This is a genomic window from Microbacterium jejuense, from assembly GCF_019511665.1.
Classification (GTDB): Bacteria; Actinomycetota; Actinomycetes; order Actinomycetales; family Microbacteriaceae; genus Microbacterium; species Microbacterium jejuense_A.
Map to the genome: position 1 here is coordinate 103,176 of NZ_JAEUAW010000012.1, position 19,321 is coordinate 122,496.

Annotated in this window: 21 protein-coding genes; 8 read left to right on the forward strand and 13 right to left on the reverse strand. The window is 70.1% G+C overall.

Features of this window, described 5'->3' with window-relative positions; genetic code table 11:
- Positions 1 to 47: 47 nt before the first annotated feature.
- Positions 48 to 1,307, reverse strand: a complete 1,260-nt coding sequence (locus JNB62_RS14880; protein WP_220301679.1) for an ABC transporter substrate-binding protein — start codon at positions 1,305 to 1,307, stop codon at positions 48 to 50.
- Positions 1,308 to 1,482: 175 nt separating this feature from the next.
- Between JNB62_RS14880 and JNB62_RS14885 the strand changes: the two genes are divergently transcribed.
- Positions 1,483 to 2,487, forward strand: a complete 1,005-nt coding sequence (locus tag JNB62_RS14885) for a LacI family DNA-binding transcriptional regulator (protein WP_220301680.1) — start codon at positions 1,483 to 1,485, stop codon at positions 2,485 to 2,487.
- Positions 2,488 to 2,596: 109 nt separating this feature from the next.
- Positions 2,597 to 3,652: a response regulator gene (locus JNB62_RS14890; protein WP_220301681.1), complete on the forward strand. Its 1,056-nt coding sequence runs from the start codon at positions 2,597 to 2,599 to the stop codon at positions 3,650 to 3,652.
- Positions 3,653 to 3,675: 23 nt separating this feature from the next.
- On the opposite strand, the gene JNB62_RS14895 is transcribed toward JNB62_RS14890, so the two are convergent.
- A complete protein-coding gene (locus tag JNB62_RS14895) occupies positions 3,676 to 4,011 on the reverse strand; it encodes a nuclear transport factor 2 family protein (RefSeq protein WP_220301682.1) in 336 nt (111 codons plus the stop codon).
- A gap of 13 nt (positions 4,012 to 4,024) precedes the next feature.
- Positions 4,025 to 4,789, reverse strand: a complete 765-nt coding sequence (locus tag JNB62_RS14900) for an SDR family oxidoreductase (protein ID WP_220301683.1) — start codon at positions 4,787 to 4,789, stop codon at positions 4,025 to 4,027.
- Between the two features lie 101 nt (positions 4,790 to 4,890).
- Here JNB62_RS14900 and JNB62_RS14905 point away from each other — a divergent pair, with 101 nt between their 5' ends.
- Positions 4,891 to 5,739 carry a helix-turn-helix transcriptional regulator gene (locus JNB62_RS14905; protein ID WP_220301684.1) on the forward strand — a complete coding sequence of 283 codons (849 nt, stop codon included), beginning with the start codon at positions 4,891 to 4,893 and terminating at the stop codon, positions 5,737 to 5,739.
- Between the two features lie 44 nt (positions 5,740 to 5,783).
- Here the strand turns inward: JNB62_RS14905 and JNB62_RS14910 are convergent, their stop codons facing one another.
- A complete protein-coding gene (locus JNB62_RS14910; RefSeq protein WP_220301685.1) occupies positions 5,784 to 6,071 on the reverse strand; it encodes a hypothetical protein in 288 nt (95 codons plus the stop codon).
- Positions 6,068 to 6,418: a MerR family transcriptional regulator gene (locus JNB62_RS14915; RefSeq protein WP_220301686.1), complete on the reverse strand. Its 351-nt coding sequence runs from the start codon at positions 6,416 to 6,418 to the stop codon at positions 6,068 to 6,070. The genes JNB62_RS14910 and JNB62_RS14915 overlap by 4 nt, the downstream gene beginning before the upstream one ends.
- 122 nt (positions 6,419 to 6,540) lie before the next feature.
- On the opposite strand from JNB62_RS14915, the gene JNB62_RS14920 reads away from it, so the two are divergent.
- The 3 genes from JNB62_RS14920 to JNB62_RS14930 all read left to right on the forward strand — a co-directional run bounded on the left by JNB62_RS14920 (position 6,541) and on the right by JNB62_RS14930 (position 7,619).
- The gene (locus JNB62_RS14920) at positions 6,541 to 6,969 is read left to right on the forward strand and encodes an Hsp20/alpha crystallin family protein (RefSeq protein ID WP_220301687.1); all 429 of its coding nucleotides are present in this window, start codon (positions 6,541 to 6,543) and stop codon (positions 6,967 to 6,969) included.
- Between the two features lie 15 nt (positions 6,970 to 6,984).
- On the forward strand, positions 6,985 to 7,263 hold the full coding sequence (locus tag JNB62_RS14925; protein ID WP_220301688.1) for a hypothetical protein: 279 nt from the start codon (positions 6,985 to 6,987) through the stop codon (positions 7,261 to 7,263).
- Between the two features lie 125 nt (positions 7,264 to 7,388).
- Positions 7,389 to 7,619, forward strand: a complete 231-nt coding sequence (locus tag JNB62_RS14930) for a YkvA family protein (RefSeq protein ID WP_220301689.1) — start codon at positions 7,389 to 7,391, stop codon at positions 7,617 to 7,619.
- On the opposite strand, the gene JNB62_RS14935 is transcribed toward JNB62_RS14930, so the two are convergent.
- The 6 genes from JNB62_RS14935 to JNB62_RS14960 all read right to left on the reverse strand — a co-directional run bounded on the left by JNB62_RS14935 (position 7,616) and on the right by JNB62_RS14960 (position 17,379).
- The gene (locus JNB62_RS14935; protein WP_220301690.1) at positions 7,616 to 10,207 is read right to left on the reverse strand and encodes a family 78 glycoside hydrolase catalytic domain; all 2,592 of its coding nucleotides are present in this window, start codon (positions 10,205 to 10,207) and stop codon (positions 7,616 to 7,618) included. The genes JNB62_RS14930 and JNB62_RS14935 overlap by 4 nt on opposite strands.
- Entirely contained in the window at positions 10,204 to 12,645 is a 2,442-nt protein-coding gene (locus JNB62_RS14940) for a glycoside hydrolase family 3 N-terminal domain-containing protein (protein ID WP_220301691.1), read from the reverse strand. Before JNB62_RS14940 ends, JNB62_RS14935 begins: the two co-directional genes overlap by 4 nt.
- Positions 12,645 to 13,922 (reverse strand): MFS transporter, encoded by a 1,278-nt coding sequence (locus JNB62_RS14945; RefSeq protein WP_220301692.1) that lies wholly within the window; start codon positions 13,920 to 13,922, stop codon positions 12,645 to 12,647. The genes JNB62_RS14940 and JNB62_RS14945 overlap by 1 nt, the downstream gene beginning before the upstream one ends.
- 100 nt (positions 13,923 to 14,022) lie before the next feature.
- Positions 14,023 to 15,009: a LacI family DNA-binding transcriptional regulator gene (locus tag JNB62_RS14950; RefSeq protein ID WP_220301693.1), complete on the reverse strand. Its 987-nt coding sequence runs from the start codon at positions 15,007 to 15,009 to the stop codon at positions 14,023 to 14,025.
- Positions 15,010 to 15,064: 55 nt separating this feature from the next.
- Positions 15,065 to 16,645 (reverse strand): hypothetical protein, encoded by a 1,581-nt coding sequence (locus JNB62_RS14955; protein ID WP_308291821.1) that lies wholly within the window; start codon positions 16,643 to 16,645, stop codon positions 15,065 to 15,067.
- Positions 16,627 to 17,379 carry an ABC transporter ATP-binding protein gene (locus JNB62_RS14960; RefSeq protein ID WP_220301694.1) on the reverse strand — a complete coding sequence of 251 codons (753 nt, stop codon included), beginning with the start codon at positions 17,377 to 17,379 and terminating at the stop codon, positions 16,627 to 16,629. Before JNB62_RS14960 ends, JNB62_RS14955 begins: the two co-directional genes overlap by 19 nt.
- 171 nt (positions 17,380 to 17,550) lie before the next feature.
- On the opposite strand from JNB62_RS14960, the gene JNB62_RS14965 reads away from it, so the two are divergent.
- Positions 17,551 to 17,964, forward strand: coding sequence for a GNAT family N-acetyltransferase (locus JNB62_RS14965; protein WP_220301695.1), 414 nt, complete (start codon positions 17,551 to 17,553; stop codon positions 17,962 to 17,964).
- A 58-nt stretch (positions 17,965 to 18,022) separates the two neighbouring features.
- The gene (locus JNB62_RS14970; protein ID WP_220301696.1) at positions 18,023 to 18,250 is read left to right on the forward strand and encodes an RNA-binding S4 domain-containing protein; all 228 of its coding nucleotides are present in this window, start codon (positions 18,023 to 18,025) and stop codon (positions 18,248 to 18,250) included.
- Between the two features lie 22 nt (positions 18,251 to 18,272).
- On the opposite strand, the gene JNB62_RS14975 is transcribed toward JNB62_RS14970, so the two are convergent.
- Both JNB62_RS14975 and JNB62_RS14980 read right to left on the reverse strand, forming a co-directional pair.
- Complete coding sequence (locus JNB62_RS14975; RefSeq protein ID WP_220301697.1) at positions 18,273 to 18,632, reverse strand: MmcQ/YjbR family DNA-binding protein; 360 nt, start codon at positions 18,630 to 18,632, stop codon at positions 18,273 to 18,275.
- Positions 18,619 to 19,215, reverse strand: a complete 597-nt coding sequence (locus JNB62_RS14980) for a GNAT family N-acetyltransferase (RefSeq protein WP_220301698.1) — start codon at positions 19,213 to 19,215, stop codon at positions 18,619 to 18,621. Before JNB62_RS14980 ends, JNB62_RS14975 begins: the two co-directional genes overlap by 14 nt.
- Between the last annotated feature and the right edge of the window lie 106 nt (positions 19,216 to 19,321).

Consider the following 19,321-nt stretch of genomic DNA (forward strand, 5'->3'; position numbering starts at 1 on the left):
CGGAGCGCGCGCCACGGCCCCGATCGGGGACGGATGTGCGGTGGACGCTACTGGAGCGCCGCCTGGACCTCGTCCTGCGCGGCGGGCAGCAGGTCGTCGAGGCTCTCGCCGGCAACGGCGCGTTGGGTGAGATCGTCCACCGCATCGAGCACGTCGACGCTGTTGACGACGCCGGGCAGCAGCGCCCGGCTGGTCGGCGCGATCTCCGTGAGCGAGACCACGACGGGGTTCTCGGCGACAGCATCGGCGGCGACATCGGTTCGCAGCGGCGGCCATCCGGAGCCGAGCGACCACTGTGTCGCGACGTCGAGGTCGAAGAAGTACGAGAAGAACGCCTCGGCGCCGGCCGTCTCGGCTTTTCCGGCCTGCGCCGTGACTCCCATCGCGACGCCGATGGCGGATGCCGCCTGCGCCTCCGGCCCGGCGGGGACCGCGGCGATGCCGTAGTCGATTCCGCTGTCTTCGGCGATGGACGCCATCCAGGGGCCGCCCACGTGCATCGCCGCCTTTCCGGAGCTGAAGAGCTCGTCGGCGCCGATCCCGTCCAGGCCGGTGGGCGAGATCTTGTCATCCCGGATCGCAGAGACCCAGTACTCGAGCGCCTCCCGGTTCGCGTCGGAATCGATGACGGCGGTGTCCGCGTCCTCGACCACGTCCCCGCCGGCCCCGTAGAACAGGGTCGGCCAGAGGCCGTTCGCCACGGTGTCGTGGTCGGGCAGCGCGAGACCGTACTGCTCGGGTGTGCCGTCGCCGTCGGAATCCATGGTGAGCTGCCTCGCCGCGGCGCGCCATTCGTCCCACGTCTGCGGGAAGTCGGTGATTCCCGCGGCGGCGAACAGCGCCTTGTTGTAGAACACCGAGAGCGGGACGAATCCGGTCGGCACGCCGTACGGCGCCCCGCTCACGGTGACCATCTCGACAGCCTGCGGGTTGAGCTCAGCGGTGTTGCTGTCATCGCCGGCGTACCACTCGCTGAGGTCGACGAAGGCGCCCCGGTCGGCGTAGACGGGCAGTCGCTCCGCGGGCATCGCAACGATGTCGGGGCCTTCGTCGGCCGACAACGCGGGCAGCAGCGTGTCGTCGATCACCGCCCACGTCTTCACCTCGGTCGTGATCTTGACATCGTCCTGCGAGGCGTTGAAGTCGTCGACGATCTGCTGCAGCACATCGCCGTCGGCTTCGGTGTAGCCATGCCAGAAGGTCAGTTCGACGGGTCCTGCCGATTCCTCGGCGGTGCCGGCGGTGCAGCCGGCGAGCGCCAGAGCGGCGGTGACGCCGATGCCCGCGAGGGCGAGCAGTCGTTTCATGGGGCACTCCTTTGTGACGTCCGGAGACCTGCAGTCTTCCGGTGGGTCCATGGTGTAGGTAATCGATGTCGGTAATCGATGTAAGAGAAAGTATGCGGCTCCGTGTGGCAACCCGTCAAGTTCTCGGATCGAGGTGTTACATCGATGTACGCTGAAGTGCCGAAAGGGGGCTGCTGTGAGCGTGAGGATGGAGGATGTCGCGCGCCTCGCCGGTGTGTCGACGAAGACTGTTTCCAACGTCATCAACGCCCGCCCCTACGTTTCGGCCGAGACCCGTCGGAAGGTCGAGGCCGCGATCGCGGAACTCGACTACAAGCTCAACCTCGCCGCGCGCAACCTTCGCTCGGGCCGGAGCGGAGTGATCGGCCTCGCGGTGCCCAGCCTGTCGGTGGCGTACTTCGCCGAGCTCGCCGAGGCCACCATCGCCGCGGCCGAAGAGCACGGTCTCGTCGTGCAGATCGAGCGCACCGGCAGCATCACCCGTGAGCGGGCGCTGCTCGACAGCCCGCGACTTCAGCACATCGACGGGCTCATCCTGAACCCCATGGACCACGGTGCCGAAGAGCTCGAGAGCGTGCAGCTCTCTGTGCCCACGGTCGTCCTCGGCGACCACCCCGTCGGCGGCGCCGCCGTGCATGTCAGCACCGACCAGCGTGCCGCCGCGGCACTCGCCACCGAGCACCTGCTCCTCACCGGCCGGCGGCGGATCGCGGTCATCGGTGCGCGCAGCACCGACAGCCGCGGGTCAGCGGCTTTGCGGTTCGACGGCTACCGGACCGTGCTGGAACGCGCGGGCATCGCCGTCGAACGCGATCTGATCGCGGAGGCGGACCCGTGGATCCAGGTCAACGGTGCGAACGCCATGCGTCAGCTGCTCGAACGCGGGGCGAGGTTCGATGCCGTGTTCGCGTTCAACGACAGCCTGGCGCTGGGCGCGATGCGAGCGCTCGACGATGCCGGGCTGCATGTGCCCGGTGACGTCGCCGTGATCGGCATCGACAACACCGCCGAGGCCGCATACTCCATCCCGAGCCTCAGCACCGTCGATCTGGGCCGGCAACGCATCGCCGAGACCGCCGTGGCCGCACTCACCGAGCAGATGGCCTCCAGCGAGAACCCGGCGCCGCGCCGTGTGCTCGTCGACTTCACCCTCCAGGCGAGGGAGTCCACAGCGCGGTAGCAGCGCTCGCACCCCGTTGTGCGCACGAACGCGTCGTATCAGACGGCCACCCACCGGCGTCCTAAGCAGTGTGCCGTGCGACGGCCGGGCAGAAGCGGAGGCGATCCCCATGGGCAGACAGCGGCGTCTCGGGGGCGGCGTTCAGAATCACTGGTGGGTGATCCTCGGCGGCGTCCTCGCCACCGTCTTGGGATGCGCGCTGGCGGCGCTGCTGCCGGTCGTGCGCGCCACGCCCGACTGGTCCGCTGCGATCCAGTTGACGATGTTCATGCTGGCCGCTATCGCGTTGTCGAGCATCATCGGCTTCATCTTCGGCGTACCGCGCACGCGGTTGACCGTCACCGAGGCGGAGGAGGGGGCGATCCGACCAGGTGCGGCGCAGAGGGTCCGCTACGGGCGATTCGAGGCGAATTCGAATCTCGAACAGATCTCTGATTGGCTCACGAAGGTGCTGGTCGGCGCGGGCCTGGCGCAGTTGGCCCTCGTGCCTGCCTACATCAAGCAGGTCGGCGAGTACCTGGACAGCTCGCTGCAGCTTCCGGGCGGACCTCCCGTCGCCGTCGCGTTCGTGCTCTACGGGGTCGGGGTCGGGTTCATCTTCTCCTATCTCTGGGCGCGGTTGCGGCTGCGTGTGCTGCTGGAAGAGAGCGAACGGATCGCCGATTCCGCAGCGATGGTCGCAGCCGATGTCGAGGGCTTGCTGCAGGACGCCCAGATCGGCGCAGCGGCGCCCGGGAGCCCGCAAGAGATCGAGAAGACCGCCGCTGAGGCGGGCCGTCTGGCGGAACGCGATGGCGTGGTCGGGACGGTGCTCTGGGTGGACGACCACCCCATCAACAACCGGTCGTTGGTGAGTGCTCTGCGCCGCATCGGTGCACGCGTGGTGGAGGTCAGGTCGACCGCCGAGGCGCTCGGCTCCCTCGACAAGAGGGCGTACGACCTCATCGTCACTGACGCGGGTCGTACCGAGGACGGCGCGCACGTTCCGGACGCCGGGCTGCGCCTGCTGAGAGAACTGGCACAGCGGAGGATCGCATCGCCTGTTCTCGTCTACACGACTCGACAGAACGCCGACGCCCCTCAGCCGTTCCTCGACGCAGGCGCCAGCCTCGTCACCGCGTCACCCACCGAGCTCTTCGCTGCGGCCCTGCGACTGCTGGGCTGACGGAGCAGGGCACGTGGCCGAGCTCAGCTCGGCGCGATCGTCAGCCGGTCGATCTTGCCGTCACGGAGCAGGAACGTGAGCGGGCTCGTGCCGTTGTAGCCGCCGCCGGTCACCCGGACCGTGACCACGTACACGTCCGGCGCGGTGCCCTGATCCACGCCGACGACCTCGAAGTGGGACTGCTTGCCGATGTTGTCGGAGCGGTCCCAGGCGGCCACTCCGACGCGACCCGTGAACACGCGGCCCCAGTCCTCCAACGTGGGGTCGTCGCTGAACGCCTCCAGGAAGGCATCCGAGTCGCCGCGGTTGGTCGCGTCGACGAATGCTTGTATCGCAGCGGGGAGAACGATGTCGGTCACTGGTGTCTCGCTTTCATCTTCCGTGCGGGTCGAGGCTGTTCACTGCGGCGACGGTCTCGGCATAATCGCCGCGGGCCTCACCGTAGCGGAGGAACTTCACCCGCTCGACCTGGATCTCCCGGGCATCCGGGTCCCGCTCGATGAGGCCGATGACCTCTGTGACGAACTCGTCGAGCGGCATCGCGAAGTCGCTGTCGCGCTGACCGGGCATCAGGTCGGTCGCGACGGACGGCGGCTCCAGCTCGGACACCGTCACCGTCGTGCCCGCGAGCTGAAGACGCAGCGTCTCGCTGAGCATGTGGATCGCCGCCTTGGTGGCGTTGTAGCTCGGGGTGACCCGCAGCGGAGTGAAGGCCAGGCCGGAAGAGACGGTCATGATCGTCGCGTCCGGCCGGGTCTGGAGGTGCTCGATGAAGGCCGCGATGAGCCGGATCGGGCCCAGCAGGTTGGTCGTCACCGTGGCCTCCGCGGAAGCGAGGAACCCCTCCGGTCTCGTCCAGTCCTCCACGCGCATGATCCCTGCCATCGTGATGAGCACGTTCAGCGCGGGGTGCTCTGCGATCACCGTTTTCGCGGCGCGCCGGATGCCTGACGGGTCGGTGGTGTCGATCTGGATGGTGTGGATGCCGGGATGCTCGGCCGAGATCCGAGCGAGCAGGTCGGTGCGACGGCCGCCGACGATGACCTCGTTGCCCTTCGCGTGCAGTGCGAGGGCGAGGGCGAGGCCGATGCCGCTGGTCGCGCCGGGGATGAAGACGGTGTTTCCGCTGATGTGCATGCATCGAGTCTTCGGGGCGGGAGCGGACGTCTGCCAGAGAGCGGTTATCGGGGGAGAGCCGGTCCCTCCCTCCGCGCATGGGGTGCGCGGAGAATGGGGGCATGGATCGTGAAGCGCTCGGGAAGTTCCTGACCCGTCATCGCGAGAGTCTGCAGCCGGCCGACGTCGGCGTCAGCGTCGGTCCCCGCCGCCGCGCCGCGGGTCTGCGCAGGGAAGAGGTCGCACAGCTCGCGGGCATGTCCACCGACTACTACACCCGCATGGAGCAGGGGCGCAGCACCCGGCCGAGCACACAGATCCTCGGGTCGCTGGCTCGCGCGCTCCGGCTCACGCCGGACGAGCGGGACTACCTGTTCCGCGTCTCGGGGCTCGACGCGCCCGATCGGCACTCCGGAGGAGACTATGTCGCGCCCGCGCTGCTGCGCGTCATGGACCGCTTGTCGGACACGCCCGCGCTCATCATCTCGGTCCTGGGCGAGACGCTCGTCCAGAACGAGCCCGCCCGTGCGCTGTTCGGCGATGCTGCCCGATATACGGGCTTGGAGCGCAGTGACGTCTATCGCTGGTTCATCCATCCCGAGACGGAACGCCGGCGGTACCCCGTGAGCGATCACGATCGGCAGAGCCGCGCGTTGGTCGCGTCTCTCCGGGCGGCCCTGGGCGCAATGGGGCCGGGTTCGCGCGCCGGAGAGCTGGTCCGCGAACTCACCGGCCGCAGCCCGGAATTCGTCGCCCTCTGGGATCAGTACGAGGTTCACCGGCGATTCGCCGACCACAAGGTCCTCATCCACCCCGAACTCGGAGAGATCGAGGTCGACTGCCAAGTCCTGTTCACCGAGGACGAGTCGCAAGCGCTCCTGGTGCTGACCGCTCCACCGCGCAGTGAGGCCGCAAGCAAGCTCGAGCTCCTCGCCGTCCTCGGCAACCAGCAGTTCGCCACGCGCCGCTGAGCGCCCGAGCCGCGGCGCCGTCGCCTGCTCTGAGGATCCTGAGCTCAGTGGGCGAAGCGTCCGCGCGGAGCGAGATGGGGGATGGGCACCGGCTTGCGCGACGGCACGCGCGACGGGTGGCTCGCCACCCGGACGACGTCGTCGAGCACCCGCCGCGGCGACGCGTAGGTCGACGGCAGGCCGAGGTGTCGCAGCCAGATGGCCTCGTACTCGGCGGCGGAGACCTCGTGGATGCACGCGACAGTCCGATGCGGGTCATGCGGGTCGCGGGAGGAATCGACGATGATCCACTCGACCGGGGTGAGCTGCTGCAGGACGAACCGCTCGTTCATCGGTGATGCTCCTCGTCGGCGGTTTCGGCGAGGGCCGGGGCTTCGAGGTTCACGGGTGCTCCTTCCTTGTCGGCGCGCAGCTGCGTGTTCTCGTCCTGGAGGGGGATGACCATGGCGATCCCGGCGAGGTTGAGTCCGGCATCCAGCAGGTCGCCGATGCGGCGCAGCGTGACCACGTCGTTCGCGCTGTATCGCCGGGTGCCGCCGGCCGATCGCTCGGGCTGCAGCAGCCCGCGTGCCTCATAGGCGCGCAGGTTCTGCACGCCGGTGCCGGCCAGCTCGGCCGCGACCGAGATGCCGTACACGCCGCGGTCGGGGTCTGTCTCGCCGCCTGCCAGGTCTGTCATCGAACCTCCAGGAATTTCCTCTTGCATCCAGCATGCCATGAGTGGTACAAGAAATCTATGGCGATTGATATAGATCCCAGTCGCCGCAGCATCAACACAACAGAGAAGACGGAGGTGGAACCATGTTGATGCGCACCGACCCGTTCCGCGAGCTCGACCGGCTCGCCCAGCAGATGTTCGGGTCCGACGGAACGATGGCCCGACCGGCGGTGATGCCGCTCGATGCCTGGAGGGACGACGACACCTTCCACGTCGAGTTCGACCTTCCCGGTGTCGATCCCGAGTCGATCGACCTCGACGTCGAACGCAACGTCGTCACGGTCCGCGCGGAGCGCCCGCACCGCGCGAGCGACGCGGAGCTGATCGCCGCGGAGCGCCCCCGCGGCATCTTCAGCCGCCAGCTCGTGCTCGGCGACAACCTCGACACCGACCACATCAGCGCCAACTACGACGCGGGAGTGCTGGCGCTGAGCATCCCGGTCGCCGAAAAGGCGAAGCCGCGCAAGATCCCGGTCGCCGGCGGCAAGACGCGGCAGGCGATCGACGCCTGAGAGCGGTGACCGGGCATGCGTGATCCGGCAGCCGGCGAGAGCGTCGCCGCTGAGTTCCTCGACATCGTGTGCAGCGACGAAGAGCTGCTCGCAGCAGAGTTCGAGGCCATCATCGCGGCGAACTGGCCGGCGCCGCCCGAAGCCGTGAGCGCCTCGTCCGCCGCGTCCCTGCGGCGGCGCGGGCGAGCCCCGTCGCGGACGGCGGGCTCGCGGCATCCCGGCGGCAACGGTGCCGACGCCGTGCCGGCGCGGCCGCATGAGCGGTCGCCGCCCGCCGGCAGAGCGGCCGAATGACCCCGGATGGGTGGATGCCGGCGGCCGCGGCATCCACTCATCCGATGCGCCGTCGCCCCGCGGCGGAACATCACGACTTGATACCGGCCGACCCTGGCGCCGACCGCGGCGCGCACACTGGAAGCATGTGGTGGAGATTCCTCAAGGCGCTGAAGTCCGGTGAGCACCGCGTCGCGCCGTCGACGTGGGTCGCCGCGACGGCCGCCGTCTACTACGCCGTCTCACCGATCGACCTGATCCCCGAGCTCGTGCTCGGGCCCCTGGGTCTCGCGGACGACCTCGGCGTCTGGAGCATCCTCGGCGTGCTCGTGCTGCGCGAGCACCACCGGTGGCAGAGCCGGCTGCACGCGGCCTAGGGGCGCGGCGCCGGCAGCCCCGCCTCGTCGACGGCTGCCGACCCGGGATCGCCCGCCGTCTCGCACACGAACTCGTGCGTGCCGCTGGTCACCTCGACGCGTCGGCCGTCCGGCGTCACGACGGTGCAGCGGGTCGACACCGGCACCTCCACACGGAGCCGGAACGTCCCCGCCGCCGACAGCGTCCATGATGACGATGCGCGTCCGTAGGGGGTCTCGACGACGCCTTCTGCCGACGTGAGCCCGCCGCCGAGTAGCGGCGCGACACGGAAGGTGCGATACCCGCCTGACGTGGGTTCGATGCCCGCGATCCGCTTGTACAGCCAGTCGCCGACCGCTCCGGCGGCGTAGTGGTTGAACGAGACCATCCCGCCGGTGTCCTTGCCGGTGTTCAGGTCGAGCGTGTTGACGGTGCCGTCGGGGCGCAGGGCGTCCCACCGCTCCCAGATCGTGGTGCCGCCGGCATCCACCATGTACAGCCACGACGGCGGACCCGTCTGCAGGAGCAGGTCGAAGGCCTCGTCCACGCGGCCGTGGTCCGACAGCGCGAACAGGATGTACGGGGTGCCCGGAAAGCCGGTGCGCAGGTGGCCGCCGGCCTCGCCGATGAGGCGGACGAGGTTGCCGACCATCGCCTCGGTCTCGGCGCCTTCGGTCATGCCGAAGTGCAGCGGCAGGACGTACGCGGTCTGGAACTCGTTCTCGAGTCTTCCTGCTCCGTCCGTGAACACGTGGCGATAGGCGGCGGTCACCTCGTCGCGCACCGCGCGATAGCGTGCGGCATCCTTCGCCTCGCCGAGCAGCTCGGCGACCTGCGCGACGATCGCGAGCGAGTTCGCCCGGTACGCGGTGCCGATCCACCTGCCCTTCTGGATCCACTCCTTCGCGGAGCCGTCGGGCGAGGTCCAGTCGCCGAAGTGGAACGGGAACCGCCAGATGCGCCGCCGCTCGCCCACTGACAGCAGCTTCGACCACCAGTCCGCGGCCTTCATGAACTTCGTCATCATGGGGTAGGTGCGCCGCAGCACGCCGAGGTCGCCGCGTGCGAGGTACTCCGCCCACGGCGCCATGATGCACACGTCGCCCCACAGCGACGTCGCCATGACGGGGAAGCCGTTGCCCGCACGCGGGACGACCATCGGGATGCCGCCTCCCGGCGCCTGCTCGGCCGCCATGTCGCGCAGCCACTTGTCGACGAAGCGGCTCATGTCGAAGTTGTAGCTCGCGGTGGTGGCGAAGGCGGCGTAGTCGCCGGTCCACCCCTCGCGTTCGTCGCGCTGCGGGCAGTCGGTGGGGATGTCGACGAAATTGGACCGGCCGCCCCACTCGATGGCCGACTGCAGGCGGTTCAGCCGGTCGTCCGAGGACGTGAATGTGCCGGTGCGGCGCAGCTCGCTGTGCAGCGCGAGTGCGGTGAGCTCGAGGTCGTCGGGGTCGATCCCCGTGACGCCCACGTAGCGGAAGCCCATGTACGTGTGTCGCGGCGAGTAGGTCTGCTCTCCGTCGACGCACGTGTAGGTGGCCGTCGCCTTCGCCGTGCGCAGCGACTTGACGAAGAGCTCCCCTTCGACGAGCACCTCGGCGTGGCGGAACACGACGGTCTGGCCCTCGCGGCCGCGCAGGCGTGCGTGGACGACCCCGGCGAAGTTCTGCCCGAAGTCGTAGACCACCTCGCCGCTGGGCGCCGTGGCCCGGCTGATCGGCACGAACGTGCGCTGCACGCGGACAGGCGGTCCGTACTGCGCCCGGATGGCGGGTGCGGCGGGCGCTGCCGTGACGTCGGCGGGATGCCACACCATGCGCTCGGCCGTGATCCGGGCGTCGACGGTCTCGCCGTCGTACCACTCGGCCATCCGCACCGGCCCGTCGACCGAGACCTCCCACGCGTCGCCGGTCGGGATGACGTCGGACGTGCCGTCGGCGAACTCGAGGTGCAGCTCGGCGAGGAACGCCTGACGCTCGGCGTAGATCTTGTTCTTGCGCGCGAACGTGTACGAGCCGACCGCCCAGCCGCCGGCGACCGTCGCCACGAGCTCGTTGTCGGCATCGTCGAGCAGGTGCGTGACGTCGTAGGTCTGGTACTGCAGCTGATGGTGGTACGACGTGAATCCCGGGGCGAAGTAGTCCTCGCCGACCTTGCGGCCGTTGAGTGCGAGGTCGTACACGCCGAGGGCCGTCGCCTCGATCCAGGCGCGCGCGACCGGACGGCTCACCGCGACACGGGTGCGGAACACCATCGGCGTCGGAGAGGCCCTCTTGGGCGTGACGTACGAGGCATCGGTGATCCACCGCCCGATCCACGGCGTATCGAGCCGGCCGGTGCGGAACGACGCGGTCGCCGTGGCGGTCGCGCCGCTCGTGCCGGTCGCCTCGACCTCGACGAGGTAGTCGGTGTACGGCTCGAGCGGTCCGTCGTAGGCGATGCCGACCTGCTCGGTCGTGGTCAGCTGCCAGTCGCCGACCCGGATGTGCGCCTCGGCGAGGTCTTCGCCCGGGACATCAGAGGCGAGCGAGAAGGCGAAAACGGGATGCTCGTCGGTGATGCAGCCCGCCTCCTGGCCGTTGACGCTCAGGCGCGGGATTCTCATCGACTCCCCGCCTTCGGACGGCCCAGAAGACGGCGGATTCCGCGCAGCAGATGACCGGTGCCGAGATCGGAGAGACCTGCCGCGACGTCGTACGGAAGCTCGCCGGCCGACGACATCGCCATCGCGCGCAGCGACATCGAGGGCATCATCCTCAGCACGAAATGCGCGTTCTTGACCTTCGCATCCCGCTCGGGCGACGGGGGCAGGGCGAGGGCGGCGTCGAAGTCCTTCTGCACGCGCCCGACGACGGCGCGGTACATGATGCCGCCCAGGAACGATCGCCGGGCGTCGGCCAATCGCGCTTCCAGCTCGAGGCGGTGGGGGCGGCGCCCCGGTGGAACGGGTCTGCCCAGCAGCGCCGGGAAGGCGTCGGGGATCTCGGCCGGCGGCACGGTGTACGCGAGATCGACCGCGGCCGGGTACGGCGAGCGCGATGCGCGACCCTCGTTCACGACGAGCGGTGCGGACAGGCGGACGTCGGCGGCCGAACTGGCGATGAGCACCTCGTACGCGCCGTCCTCGAGCACCCAATCGTGCTCCGAGACGTCCCAGTACGCGAGGTCGGAGAGCGCGAAGTCGAGCTCGAGTCGCGTCGAGTCCCCTGCGTCGAGAGACGTCTTGGCGAACGCCCGCAGCTCCTTGTCGGCCTTGAACACGCGGCCCCGGTTGTTGCGCACATAGAGCTGCACGACCTCGGCGCCGTCGCGTCGACCGGTGTTGGCCACCGTGACCGACGCGCGCACGCGCTCGCCGTCGATGGCCACGGTCAGGTCGCGGTGCTCGAAGCTCGTGTACGACAGGCCGTGCCCGAACGGATACCGCAGAACCGTGCCCGCCCGGTCATGGAACCGGTAGCCGACGTAGATCGACTCGTAGTACTGCGAGACGGCGTCGCGGCCGAAGTCGGCGGCGCAGCTCGAGTCGGCGGCCGTCATCGGCCAGCTCTCGGTGAGCCGGCCCGACGGACTCGCCTCGCCGAACAGCAGGCGGGCTGCCGCTTCGCCGCCCCGCATGCCGGGCAGCGACAGCAGCAGCACCGCGGCGAGCTCGTCGGCGCGGGGAATCTCGACGGGCGCGCCGGTCGACAGCACCAGCACGACCTTCACCCCGCAGTCGACGAGCTCCGACAGCAGGCGGACCTGGGCCTCCGGCATCCTCATCGTGGTCCGGTCGAAGCCCTCGCTCTCATCGAGGTCGCCGAGGCCGCCGAAGAACAGCACCGTGTCGGCGTGGGCTGCAGCCGCCAGAGCGGCGCTCTCCAGTGCGTCATCGGGCGCCGAGTCCAGCGCGCGGTACCCGGGAGCATACGTGTGGTCGATGCCGCGACGCTCGAACGCGTCCTTCGGCGACAGGATCTCAGGAGGCGACACCAGAGACGAACCCGCGCCCTGGAACCGCATCTTCTCGAACATCTCGCCCACCACCACGAGACCGCGGGCGTGGGCGGACAGGGGCAGGATTCCGTCGTTCGCGAGCAGCACGGCGCCTTCGACGGCGACCTCTTCGGCCAGCGCGGCGTGCGCGGCGGCGTCGACGATCGACGTGTCGCCGGGCGAGCATCGGTCGATGAGTGCCAGCACGCGGGCGACCGCGCGGTCGAGCGTCTCGGGCGCAAGGCGCCCGTCTTGGACCGCAGCCTTGAGCTGCGTGCGGTTGTGCTCGACCTCGCCGGGCATGTCGAGGTCGCAGCCCGCCGCGAGCCCCGCGACGCGATCGTGCGTGGCGCCCCAATCCGTCATGACGAGACCCTCGAAACCCCACTCGTCCCGCAGGATGCCGGTGAGCAGCTCGGGACTCTCGGAGCAGTACGTGCCGTTGAGGCGGTTGTACGCGCACATCACGGTGGCAGGGGCGGCCTCCCTGACGATCCGCTCGAACGCGCGCAGGTAGATCTCGCGCAGCGCTCGCTCGTCGACGACGCTGTCGCCGGTGAAGCGGAAGTCCTCGTTCGAGTTGGCGGCGAAGTGCTTGACGGATGCCGCCACCCCCTCGCTCTGGACGCCCTCGACGAACGCGGCGCCGAACACGCCCGAGACCAGCGGGTCCTCGGAGTAGTACTCGAAGTTGCGGCCGCACAGCGGGCTGCGCATGATGTTGACGCCGGGAGCGAGCAGCACGTCCACGCCGAGCGCCGCGCTCTCGCGCCCGATCGCCGCGCCGACCTCGCGCGCGAGACGGGGGTTCCACGTCTTGGCCAGTACGGTCGAGGTGGGGAACGACGTCGAGGGCTCGGCTTCAGCGAGGCCGAACGCGCCGCTGTCCTCACGCACCTTGCGCACTCCGTGCGGGCCGTCGGTGACGAACAGACGTCGGATGCCGAGCCGTTCCACGCCGTTGGTGTTCCACGCGTCGACGCCTTCGAGCAGCAGCGTCTTCTCGTCGAGCGTCAGTCGGGCGACGAGCGAGTCGGCCGTCGTGGCGGGCGGGGATGCCGTCATCAGCGGACACCGCGGACGAAGCTCGTGACGACGCCCGTGCCGATCGCGATGACGGCGCCGGTGAGGAACAGTGCGGTGTAGTTGCCTCCGCTGACGTCGCCCAGGAGGAGCAGACCCGACCCGATGAGGGGTGCGATCGCGCCGGGCAGCGTGGCGGACAGGTTGTAGATCGTCATCCACCGGCCGGCCTGATCCTTCTCGGGCACGAGGTCGCTGGCCATCGCGACGTCCGTCGCGCCGAACATGCCCGCCGCCCCGAGGACGAACATGACGGCGGCGAAGAACAGCCCGAAGCCGTCGGCGAACGCCATGAGCGCCAGGCCGGTGGCGGTCAGGGCCGAGGCGGTGAAGATGAAGACCTTGCGGCGCCGCAGCCTGTCGGAGAGCATGCCCGATCCGACGGCGAAGCCCATGGTGACGAGGATGCCGATGCCGCCGACGAGGGCCAGCTTCTGCCCCGCCTCTTCGGCGGTGAACCCGAGACGGTCCGCGAGGAAGTACAGCTGGTACGTCGTCAGGAAGGCGAGGGCCGTCTGCATGAGGAACTTGCCCAGCCAGACCAGCGAGAAGTCCGGGTGCCGGCGAGGGTTGAAGATCAGCAGGCGGAAGGTCTGCCCCACGGTCGTGTGCTCGAGGGGCGCCGTCGAGTCGGGGAACACGAGCGAGTAGACCAGGGCGAACACGCCCAGCACCAGCACGGGAAGCGCGAACAGCAGCACGAGGTTGCCGGTGAGCATGCCGCCGATCGTGTAGCCGAGCACGCCGGCGAGCTGCGTGGCGACGCCGACGATCGCGCCGACGGTACCGCGCTGCGCCTCGGGCACGCGTTCGGCCACGACCGGGACGATGGCGGCGGCCGCCCCCGCGCCGCCGATGCAGACGATGCACCACGCGCCGATCATCAGCGGGACGGACGGGGCCAGGGCGAGGGCGATCGAGCCGGCGAGCACCACGAGGATGCCGCCGAGCAGCCACGGGCGACGCCGGCCCCAGCGCGAGCGCGTGTGGTCGCTGAGGACGCCGGCCACGGGTCCGCTCACGATGGAGACGACCGCGCCGATCGCCGAGACGAGGCCCAGCGTGACCGCCTTGTCGTCCGGTGCGAGCTGCTGCACCTTGAACGGCAGGCTGAACAGCGCGGGCATCATGACCGTGAGGTAGAGCCCGAAATTCATCAGGCCGAACAGGGTCAGGAACAGGCCTCCGACCCGCCTGGGCGCTTCAGCGGTCGGGGCGTCGGCAGAGACCGTGATGCTGGTCTCGTCGGTGGGGGGCATGGGACTCCGATGTCTCACGAGGAAGGCGGCTAGCGCGCGCTACCTGACACGATAGGTCACACGACTAGCGCGCGCAAGCTTGGTTTCGCGACGGGGTCGGTCAGGTCGTCTCGCGCGCGATGATCTCGGTCGTCGCGCGCGGGATATCCGCGGGCACCGGTGCGCCGGCCGCCGCGGTGAGGGCCATCTGCGCGAAGTAGCGGCCGAGCCCCGCGATGTCCACCCGCACCGAGGTGAGCGACGGGACGAGGAGCGCGGCGAGCGGAGTGTCGTCGTGGCCCACGATCGCGAGGTCGTCGGGCACCGCGACACCCGCGCGCAGCGCGGCGCGCAGCAGCTGTGCGGCGACGTCGTCGTTGTAGGCCACGACGCCGTCCACACCGGCGGCGACGAGCCGGTGCAGGCGGTCGGGGGCGGCTGCGGCATCCACCTCGACGACGTCGACGAGTTCGACGCTCGGCGTCCGGGCGACCTCCGCACGCGCGGACGCGAGGCGAAGGTCGCGCAGATCGGCCAGCCGCGGATCGGGGGACGCCGCGTACGCGAGCCGCGTGCGGCCCCGCTCGGCGAGGTGACGCACCTGGAGCGCGGGACCGTCGCTCAGTTCGTCGAGGACCGTGCCGTCCTCGCGGGAGGTGTCGGGAACGATGTGCTCGACGCCCGCCGCGCGGAAGCGGGCGATCTGCTCGCGGGTGAAGGGTGTGAGGCCCATCACCACGTCGGGGTTCAGGGTCTCCCACAGGGGCTGCGCCCTGCCGCCGCTGTGAGGGGTCATGGTGACGAGCGAGTACCCCGCCTCGTCGAGTGCCAGCGACGCCTCGTCGAGATTGGTGCGCAGGTTGTGGTCGAGCGGCCAGTCGGGCATGACCAGCAGCACGATCCGGCTGCGTCCGCTCGCGAGCGCTCGCGCGGCGGTGTTCGCGCGGTAGCCCAGGCGCTTCGCCTCGGCGATCACGCGCTCCCGCGTGGCCTCCGAGATCTTCTGCCCCGGGGTGTCGTTGAGCACGAACCCGACGGTCGCGCGCGAGAGCCCCAGCGACCGGGCGACGTCCGCCGCGGTGACCCGCTTCGCGGTAGTGGTGGGCATCGGATGCCTCCTCTCCGGCTTGCACGCGCTAGTGACGTTACCTCAGGGCGGCGGCTCAGATGGGGAACGCCTTGATCCGCAGCAGCAGCCCCGGTCCGGACCGGTCGAGGGTGCGCCCGCCGACGATGACGCCCGCGACGATGACGCCCGAGCCCACGACGATCCCGACGACGAGCGATGCCGCGCCGAGCGGAGCGGAGGCCGTCACGAGCGAGATCGTCGCGAGCACGAGCGCGGGCGCGGCGAGCACGACGCACGCGGCCATCACCACGAACACGAGCATGCCGCTCGCGAAGGTCTGGCCGGGCACCGTCTTGAAGGGGCTGTCGCCGGCGCGCGGGACCGGAACGACGAGGAGCGCCGACGACACCGCCGAGGCGCCGTAGCCGACGAGCAGCAGGCCGAGCGACGCGCCGAGCACGGCGGGAAGGCGGTCCCACGCGTCGCTGATCGCCGCGACCACGATCGCGACGGCGACCACGGCGGGCACCCCCACCGAGCCGGCGCCGAGCGTGCGGCCCCAGCGGTCGGCACGGCCGGTGATGCCGGACGACAGGACCGAGGCGAAGGCGGTGCCGTCGTACGAGATGTCGGCGTAGCCCGCGATCGCCAGGATGAGCGCGACGAGCACCGGGGACGCGCCGAACATGAAGCCGTCGACGCCCGTGGTGAAGGCGAACAGCGCCGGGAACAGCGGGATGAAGATCAGCTGGCGCAGATAGCGCGGGTCGCGCAGCCAGCCGTTGAGCGAGCGCGCCCACGTGGCGCCCACCCCACCCGTGGGCATCGCGCCGAACAGCCCGAGCGCGCCGGACTTGACCGTGCGGCTCGCCGTCCGGGGCCGGGTGCCGGCCGACGAGTGCAGTGCTCGTGCCCACACGAACCACAGCGCGGCCAGGGTTGCGACGGCGATCACCGTCTTGCACAGCGCGGGCAGCCAGGCCTGCGCCGCCACGTCGCCGGGCACGGCCCAGGCCGCGCCGATCGGCGTCCAGCCGAGGATCGTGCCGGCCGCCTCGAGTCTGGCCGGCAGGTCGTCCGCCGCGTCGACCAGGCCGAGGACCCCGGTCAGGATCGGGCCCGTCATGATGAGCAGCCCGATCAGGATCGTGCCGAGGACCTCCTGCCCGCGGCGCCGACCCGAGAAGCGCGTCGTCACGGTCGTGACGAGCCGGCTGACGACCACGCACGTGAGCACGGCCACCACCACCATGGGCACCGCGAAGACGGCGGCCAGCGGCCAGCGCACCCACAGGGCGATCGAGGCGAGCGCGGTGACGGCGGTCGCGATGCCGGGGATGCCGGTGAGCCCGGTGCCCGCCAGGGCGATCATGAGCTGACGCCGTGAGAACGGGAACGGGGCCAGGCGGTCGGCATCCACCATCCCATCCGAACCCGACACGATCAGCGGCCCCAAGGTCCAGCCGAGCAGCAGGGCAGAGCCCGCGACCACCGCGATCGCACGGATCGCGTCGAGATCCTGCAGGATGCCGACGGCCACGAGTCCCGCGACGACGAGGCCGATGACCCACAGCGCGCCCAGCATCCCCACGATGAAGCCCACGAGCTGCCACGGGCTGCGGGTGAGCGAATTGGCGAGGAGGCGGTACCGGAGCCTCAGGACTGTCGCAACCACTCCGGGCCCTCCGAGTTGTGGCGGCCGCCGACGAGCGTCAGGAACCGGGTCTGAAGGGTCTCGCCCGCGCGGACGTCCTCGACGGTCCCCGCCGCGCGCACGCCGCCGTCGACGATGATCGCCACGTGGTCGCACATGCGCTGGACGAGGTCCATCGAGTGGCTCGACACGATGATCGTGCCGCCGGTCGACGTGTAGCCGCGGAGGACGTCTTCGATGTTGGCTGCCGACACCGGGTCCACGGACTCGAAGGGCTCGTCGAGGACGAGCAGCCGCGGCGCGTTCACCAGCGCGCACGCGAGTGCGATCTTCTTCGTCATGCCCGCCGAGTAGTCGGCGACCATCGTGCCGGCGGCTTCGCGCAGGTCCATGAGGGCGAGCAGGTCGGCGACGCGGGGTGCGATCTCGGGCCGGGGGATGCCGAACATCATCGCCGTGTACGTGATGAGCTGCTCGCCGGTGAGGCGGTCGAACAGGCGCACCCCGTCGGCGAGATTGCCGATCATCCGCTTCGCCTCGACGGGATGCTGCCACACGTCGACCCCGTGGACCTGCGCCGTGCCCGCGTCGGGCCGCAGCAGACCCGTCGCCATCGAGAGCGTCGTCGTCTTGCCGGCTCCGTTCGGACCCACGAGCCCGAAGAACGAGCCCGTCGGCACCTCGAGGTCGAGCCCGGCGACAGCGACCTTGTCTCCGAACCGCTTCACGAGCCCCGACAGTCTGAGGGCGGGCATCACAGGAGTCTGATCCACCCTCACGACCCTAGCGAGTCGGGGGAAGCGCCCACTCGCCGCAGATCCGTCACATCCGGACGCGCCAGGCGGTCATCTCTGGTGACGGTCCGTTGCGGCCGCAGGCGCGACCGCCGACCTCGCCCGCGATCGCGCACGAGCGAAGGAGACGATGTGAACGAGCAGACGAAGGACTCCGTCCCGGTCTCGGCCTCCGATACCGCCGCCCTGGTCGCGGAGGTGAGCGGAGCCGCGGATCTCGAGATTCCGTCCGCCGAGACCGATGTCGAGATCTCGGTGCACCGGCGCGAGGACGAGGACCGCTTCGCGGCGGTGCTGGCCGAGTGGCGGATCGGCACGATCGGCCATCGCGAGATCGGCTTCATCCACTACGCGCATGGCGACGACGTCCTCGTGATCGACTCGACGTTCCTCGAGCCCGAGTTCCGGGGCCGGGGGATCGCGGCGGACTTCATCGCGGACGTGCTGGACGATCTGAGGGATGCCGGCACACGCGTCGCCGTGACGTGCGAGGTGGTGTCGGCATTCATCGCCGCGAACCCCGAGTACTCCGACCTGGTGGCGTAGCGGCGTCGGCGTGGGGGTGGGCCGTCGCGGTTGGCCGCCGCGCGGCTAGCATTCGAGCATGACGAACCCCGCACCCATCGACGACGTCTCCGTCGGCGGTGAGATGATCCGCCTCGGCCAGTTCCTGAAGTTCGCCGGACTGCTCGACTCGGGCGGCGACGTCAAGGAGGCGATCATCGACGGCTACGTCACGGTGAACGGCGAGGTCGACCGCCGCCGCGGGCGGCAGCTGCACGCGGGCGATGTCGTGGGCTACGACGGGCGACGCGTGCGCGTCCAGCCCTGATCAGCGAGCGCGGGTACCGGCGTCACCCCGGCCCGTCGGGGTGGGCCAGGTCGTAGGCGCGCGAGACCTTGAGAGGCACGACCATGCGCCACGCGTCGACGACGAATTCGCGCGCCTCGGCGGGTTCGAGGGCCGACAGCCGCGCACGCACCCAGTGGAAGCGCATGTCGCTCGGCGCGGGCAGGCTGAACTTGTCGGGCTGACCTCCGACGAGCGCGTCGCGCTCCTCGCGTGGGAACGCGAACTCCATCACCGTCTCGTCGCGCGAGAACGCGACGTAGACGATCTGCTTGACGCGGAACTTCAGGCGCCCGTGGACGTGGACGGGGTACGAGCGCTCCAGCTCGGAGCCCAGGGGCAGGACGTCCTCAATCGTCGCCACGAGGGGCAATCGTCTTTCGCACCACGGTCTTGTTCTTGCCGATGCGCCGCTCGAACGTGAAGCCGGCCTTCTCGAACATGGCCCGCGTGCCGTTGTGCAGGAACGACGACGACGTCTTCTTGTCGGTCGGCACCTCGTTCGGGAACGACACCACCTCTCCGCCGCCCGCCTGCGCGATGAGGTCGAGCGCGCCGTCCAGCGCCTCGCGGGCGACGCCGGAGCGCCGGTGGTCGCGGTCGACGAAGAAGCATGTGATCCGCCACGGCGCAGGGTGGGCCTCACCCGCGTCGTACTCCTTGCGATGGTAGATGCCCGGCAGCTCCTCAGGGCTGCCGTACTCGCACCACGCGATCGCCGCGTCGCCCTCGAACACGAGCGCCGCGTGCGCGACGCCCTCCTCGACCAGCCGCTGCTTGAACGTCGCCCGATCGTACTCGCTCTTGACGGTGCGCTCGGTGTCGCCGTGGAAGTACGAGCAGTAGCATCCACCCCACACCCCGTTGTGCTTCTGCGCGAGCGCCAGCCATGCCGGGAAGGTCTCGGGCGTCAGCGGCTTGATCACGTGCGTCGTCGACACGTCCACGGCAGCCTCCTCGCGTCGGTGGTGCCATTGTGCGACGGAGGGCCGACATCGCGCGAGAGCCCGTCCGACAGGGCGAGCGGATGCCGGGGCCCGCGGCATCCCCTCG

Excerpts from the sequence above, each read along its gene's own strand:
- JNB62_RS14880 (WP_220301679.1), bottom strand. The coding sequence starts at position 1,307 with ATGAAACGACTGCTCGCCCTCGCGGGCATCGGCGTCACCGCCGCTCTG.
- JNB62_RS14890 (WP_220301681.1), top strand. The coding sequence starts at position 2,597 with ATGGGCAGACAGCGGCGTCTCGGGGGCGGCGTTCAGAATCACTGGTGG.
- JNB62_RS14900 (WP_220301683.1), bottom strand. The coding sequence starts at position 4,789 with ATGCACATCAGCGGAAACACCGTCTTCATCCCCGGCGCGACCAGCGGC.
- JNB62_RS14905 (WP_220301684.1), top strand. The coding sequence starts at position 4,891 with ATGGATCGTGAAGCGCTCGGGAAGTTCCTGACCCGTCATCGCGAGAGT.
- JNB62_RS14910 (WP_220301685.1), bottom strand. The coding sequence starts at position 6,071 with ATGAACGAGCGGTTCGTCCTGCAGCAGCTCACCCCGGTCGAGTGGATC.
- JNB62_RS14915 (WP_220301686.1), bottom strand. The coding sequence starts at position 6,418 with ATGACAGACCTGGCAGGCGGCGAGACAGACCCCGACCGCGGCGTGTAC.
- JNB62_RS14920 (WP_220301687.1), top strand. The coding sequence starts at position 6,541 with ATGTTGATGCGCACCGACCCGTTCCGCGAGCTCGACCGGCTCGCCCAG.
- JNB62_RS14925 (WP_220301688.1), top strand. The coding sequence starts at position 6,985 with ATGCGTGATCCGGCAGCCGGCGAGAGCGTCGCCGCTGAGTTCCTCGAC.
- JNB62_RS14930 (WP_220301689.1), top strand. The coding sequence starts at position 7,389 with ATGTGGTGGAGATTCCTCAAGGCGCTGAAGTCCGGTGAGCACCGCGTC.
- JNB62_RS14935 (WP_220301690.1), bottom strand. The coding sequence starts at position 10,207 with ATGAGAATCCCGCGCCTGAGCGTCAACGGCCAGGAGGCGGGCTGCATC.
- JNB62_RS14940 (WP_220301691.1), bottom strand. The coding sequence starts at position 12,645 with ATGACGGCATCCCCGCCCGCCACGACGGCCGACTCGCTCGTCGCCCGA.
- JNB62_RS14945 (WP_220301692.1), bottom strand. The coding sequence starts at position 13,922 with ATGCCCCCCACCGACGAGACCAGCATCACGGTCTCTGCCGACGCCCCG.
- JNB62_RS14950 (WP_220301693.1), bottom strand. The coding sequence starts at position 15,009 with ATGCCCACCACTACCGCGAAGCGGGTCACCGCGGCGGACGTCGCCCGG.
- JNB62_RS14960 (WP_220301694.1), bottom strand. The coding sequence starts at position 17,379 with ATGCCCGCCCTCAGACTGTCGGGGCTCGTGAAGCGGTTCGGAGACAAG.
- JNB62_RS14970 (WP_220301696.1), top strand. The coding sequence starts at position 18,023 with ATGACGAACCCCGCACCCATCGACGACGTCTCCGTCGGCGGTGAGATG.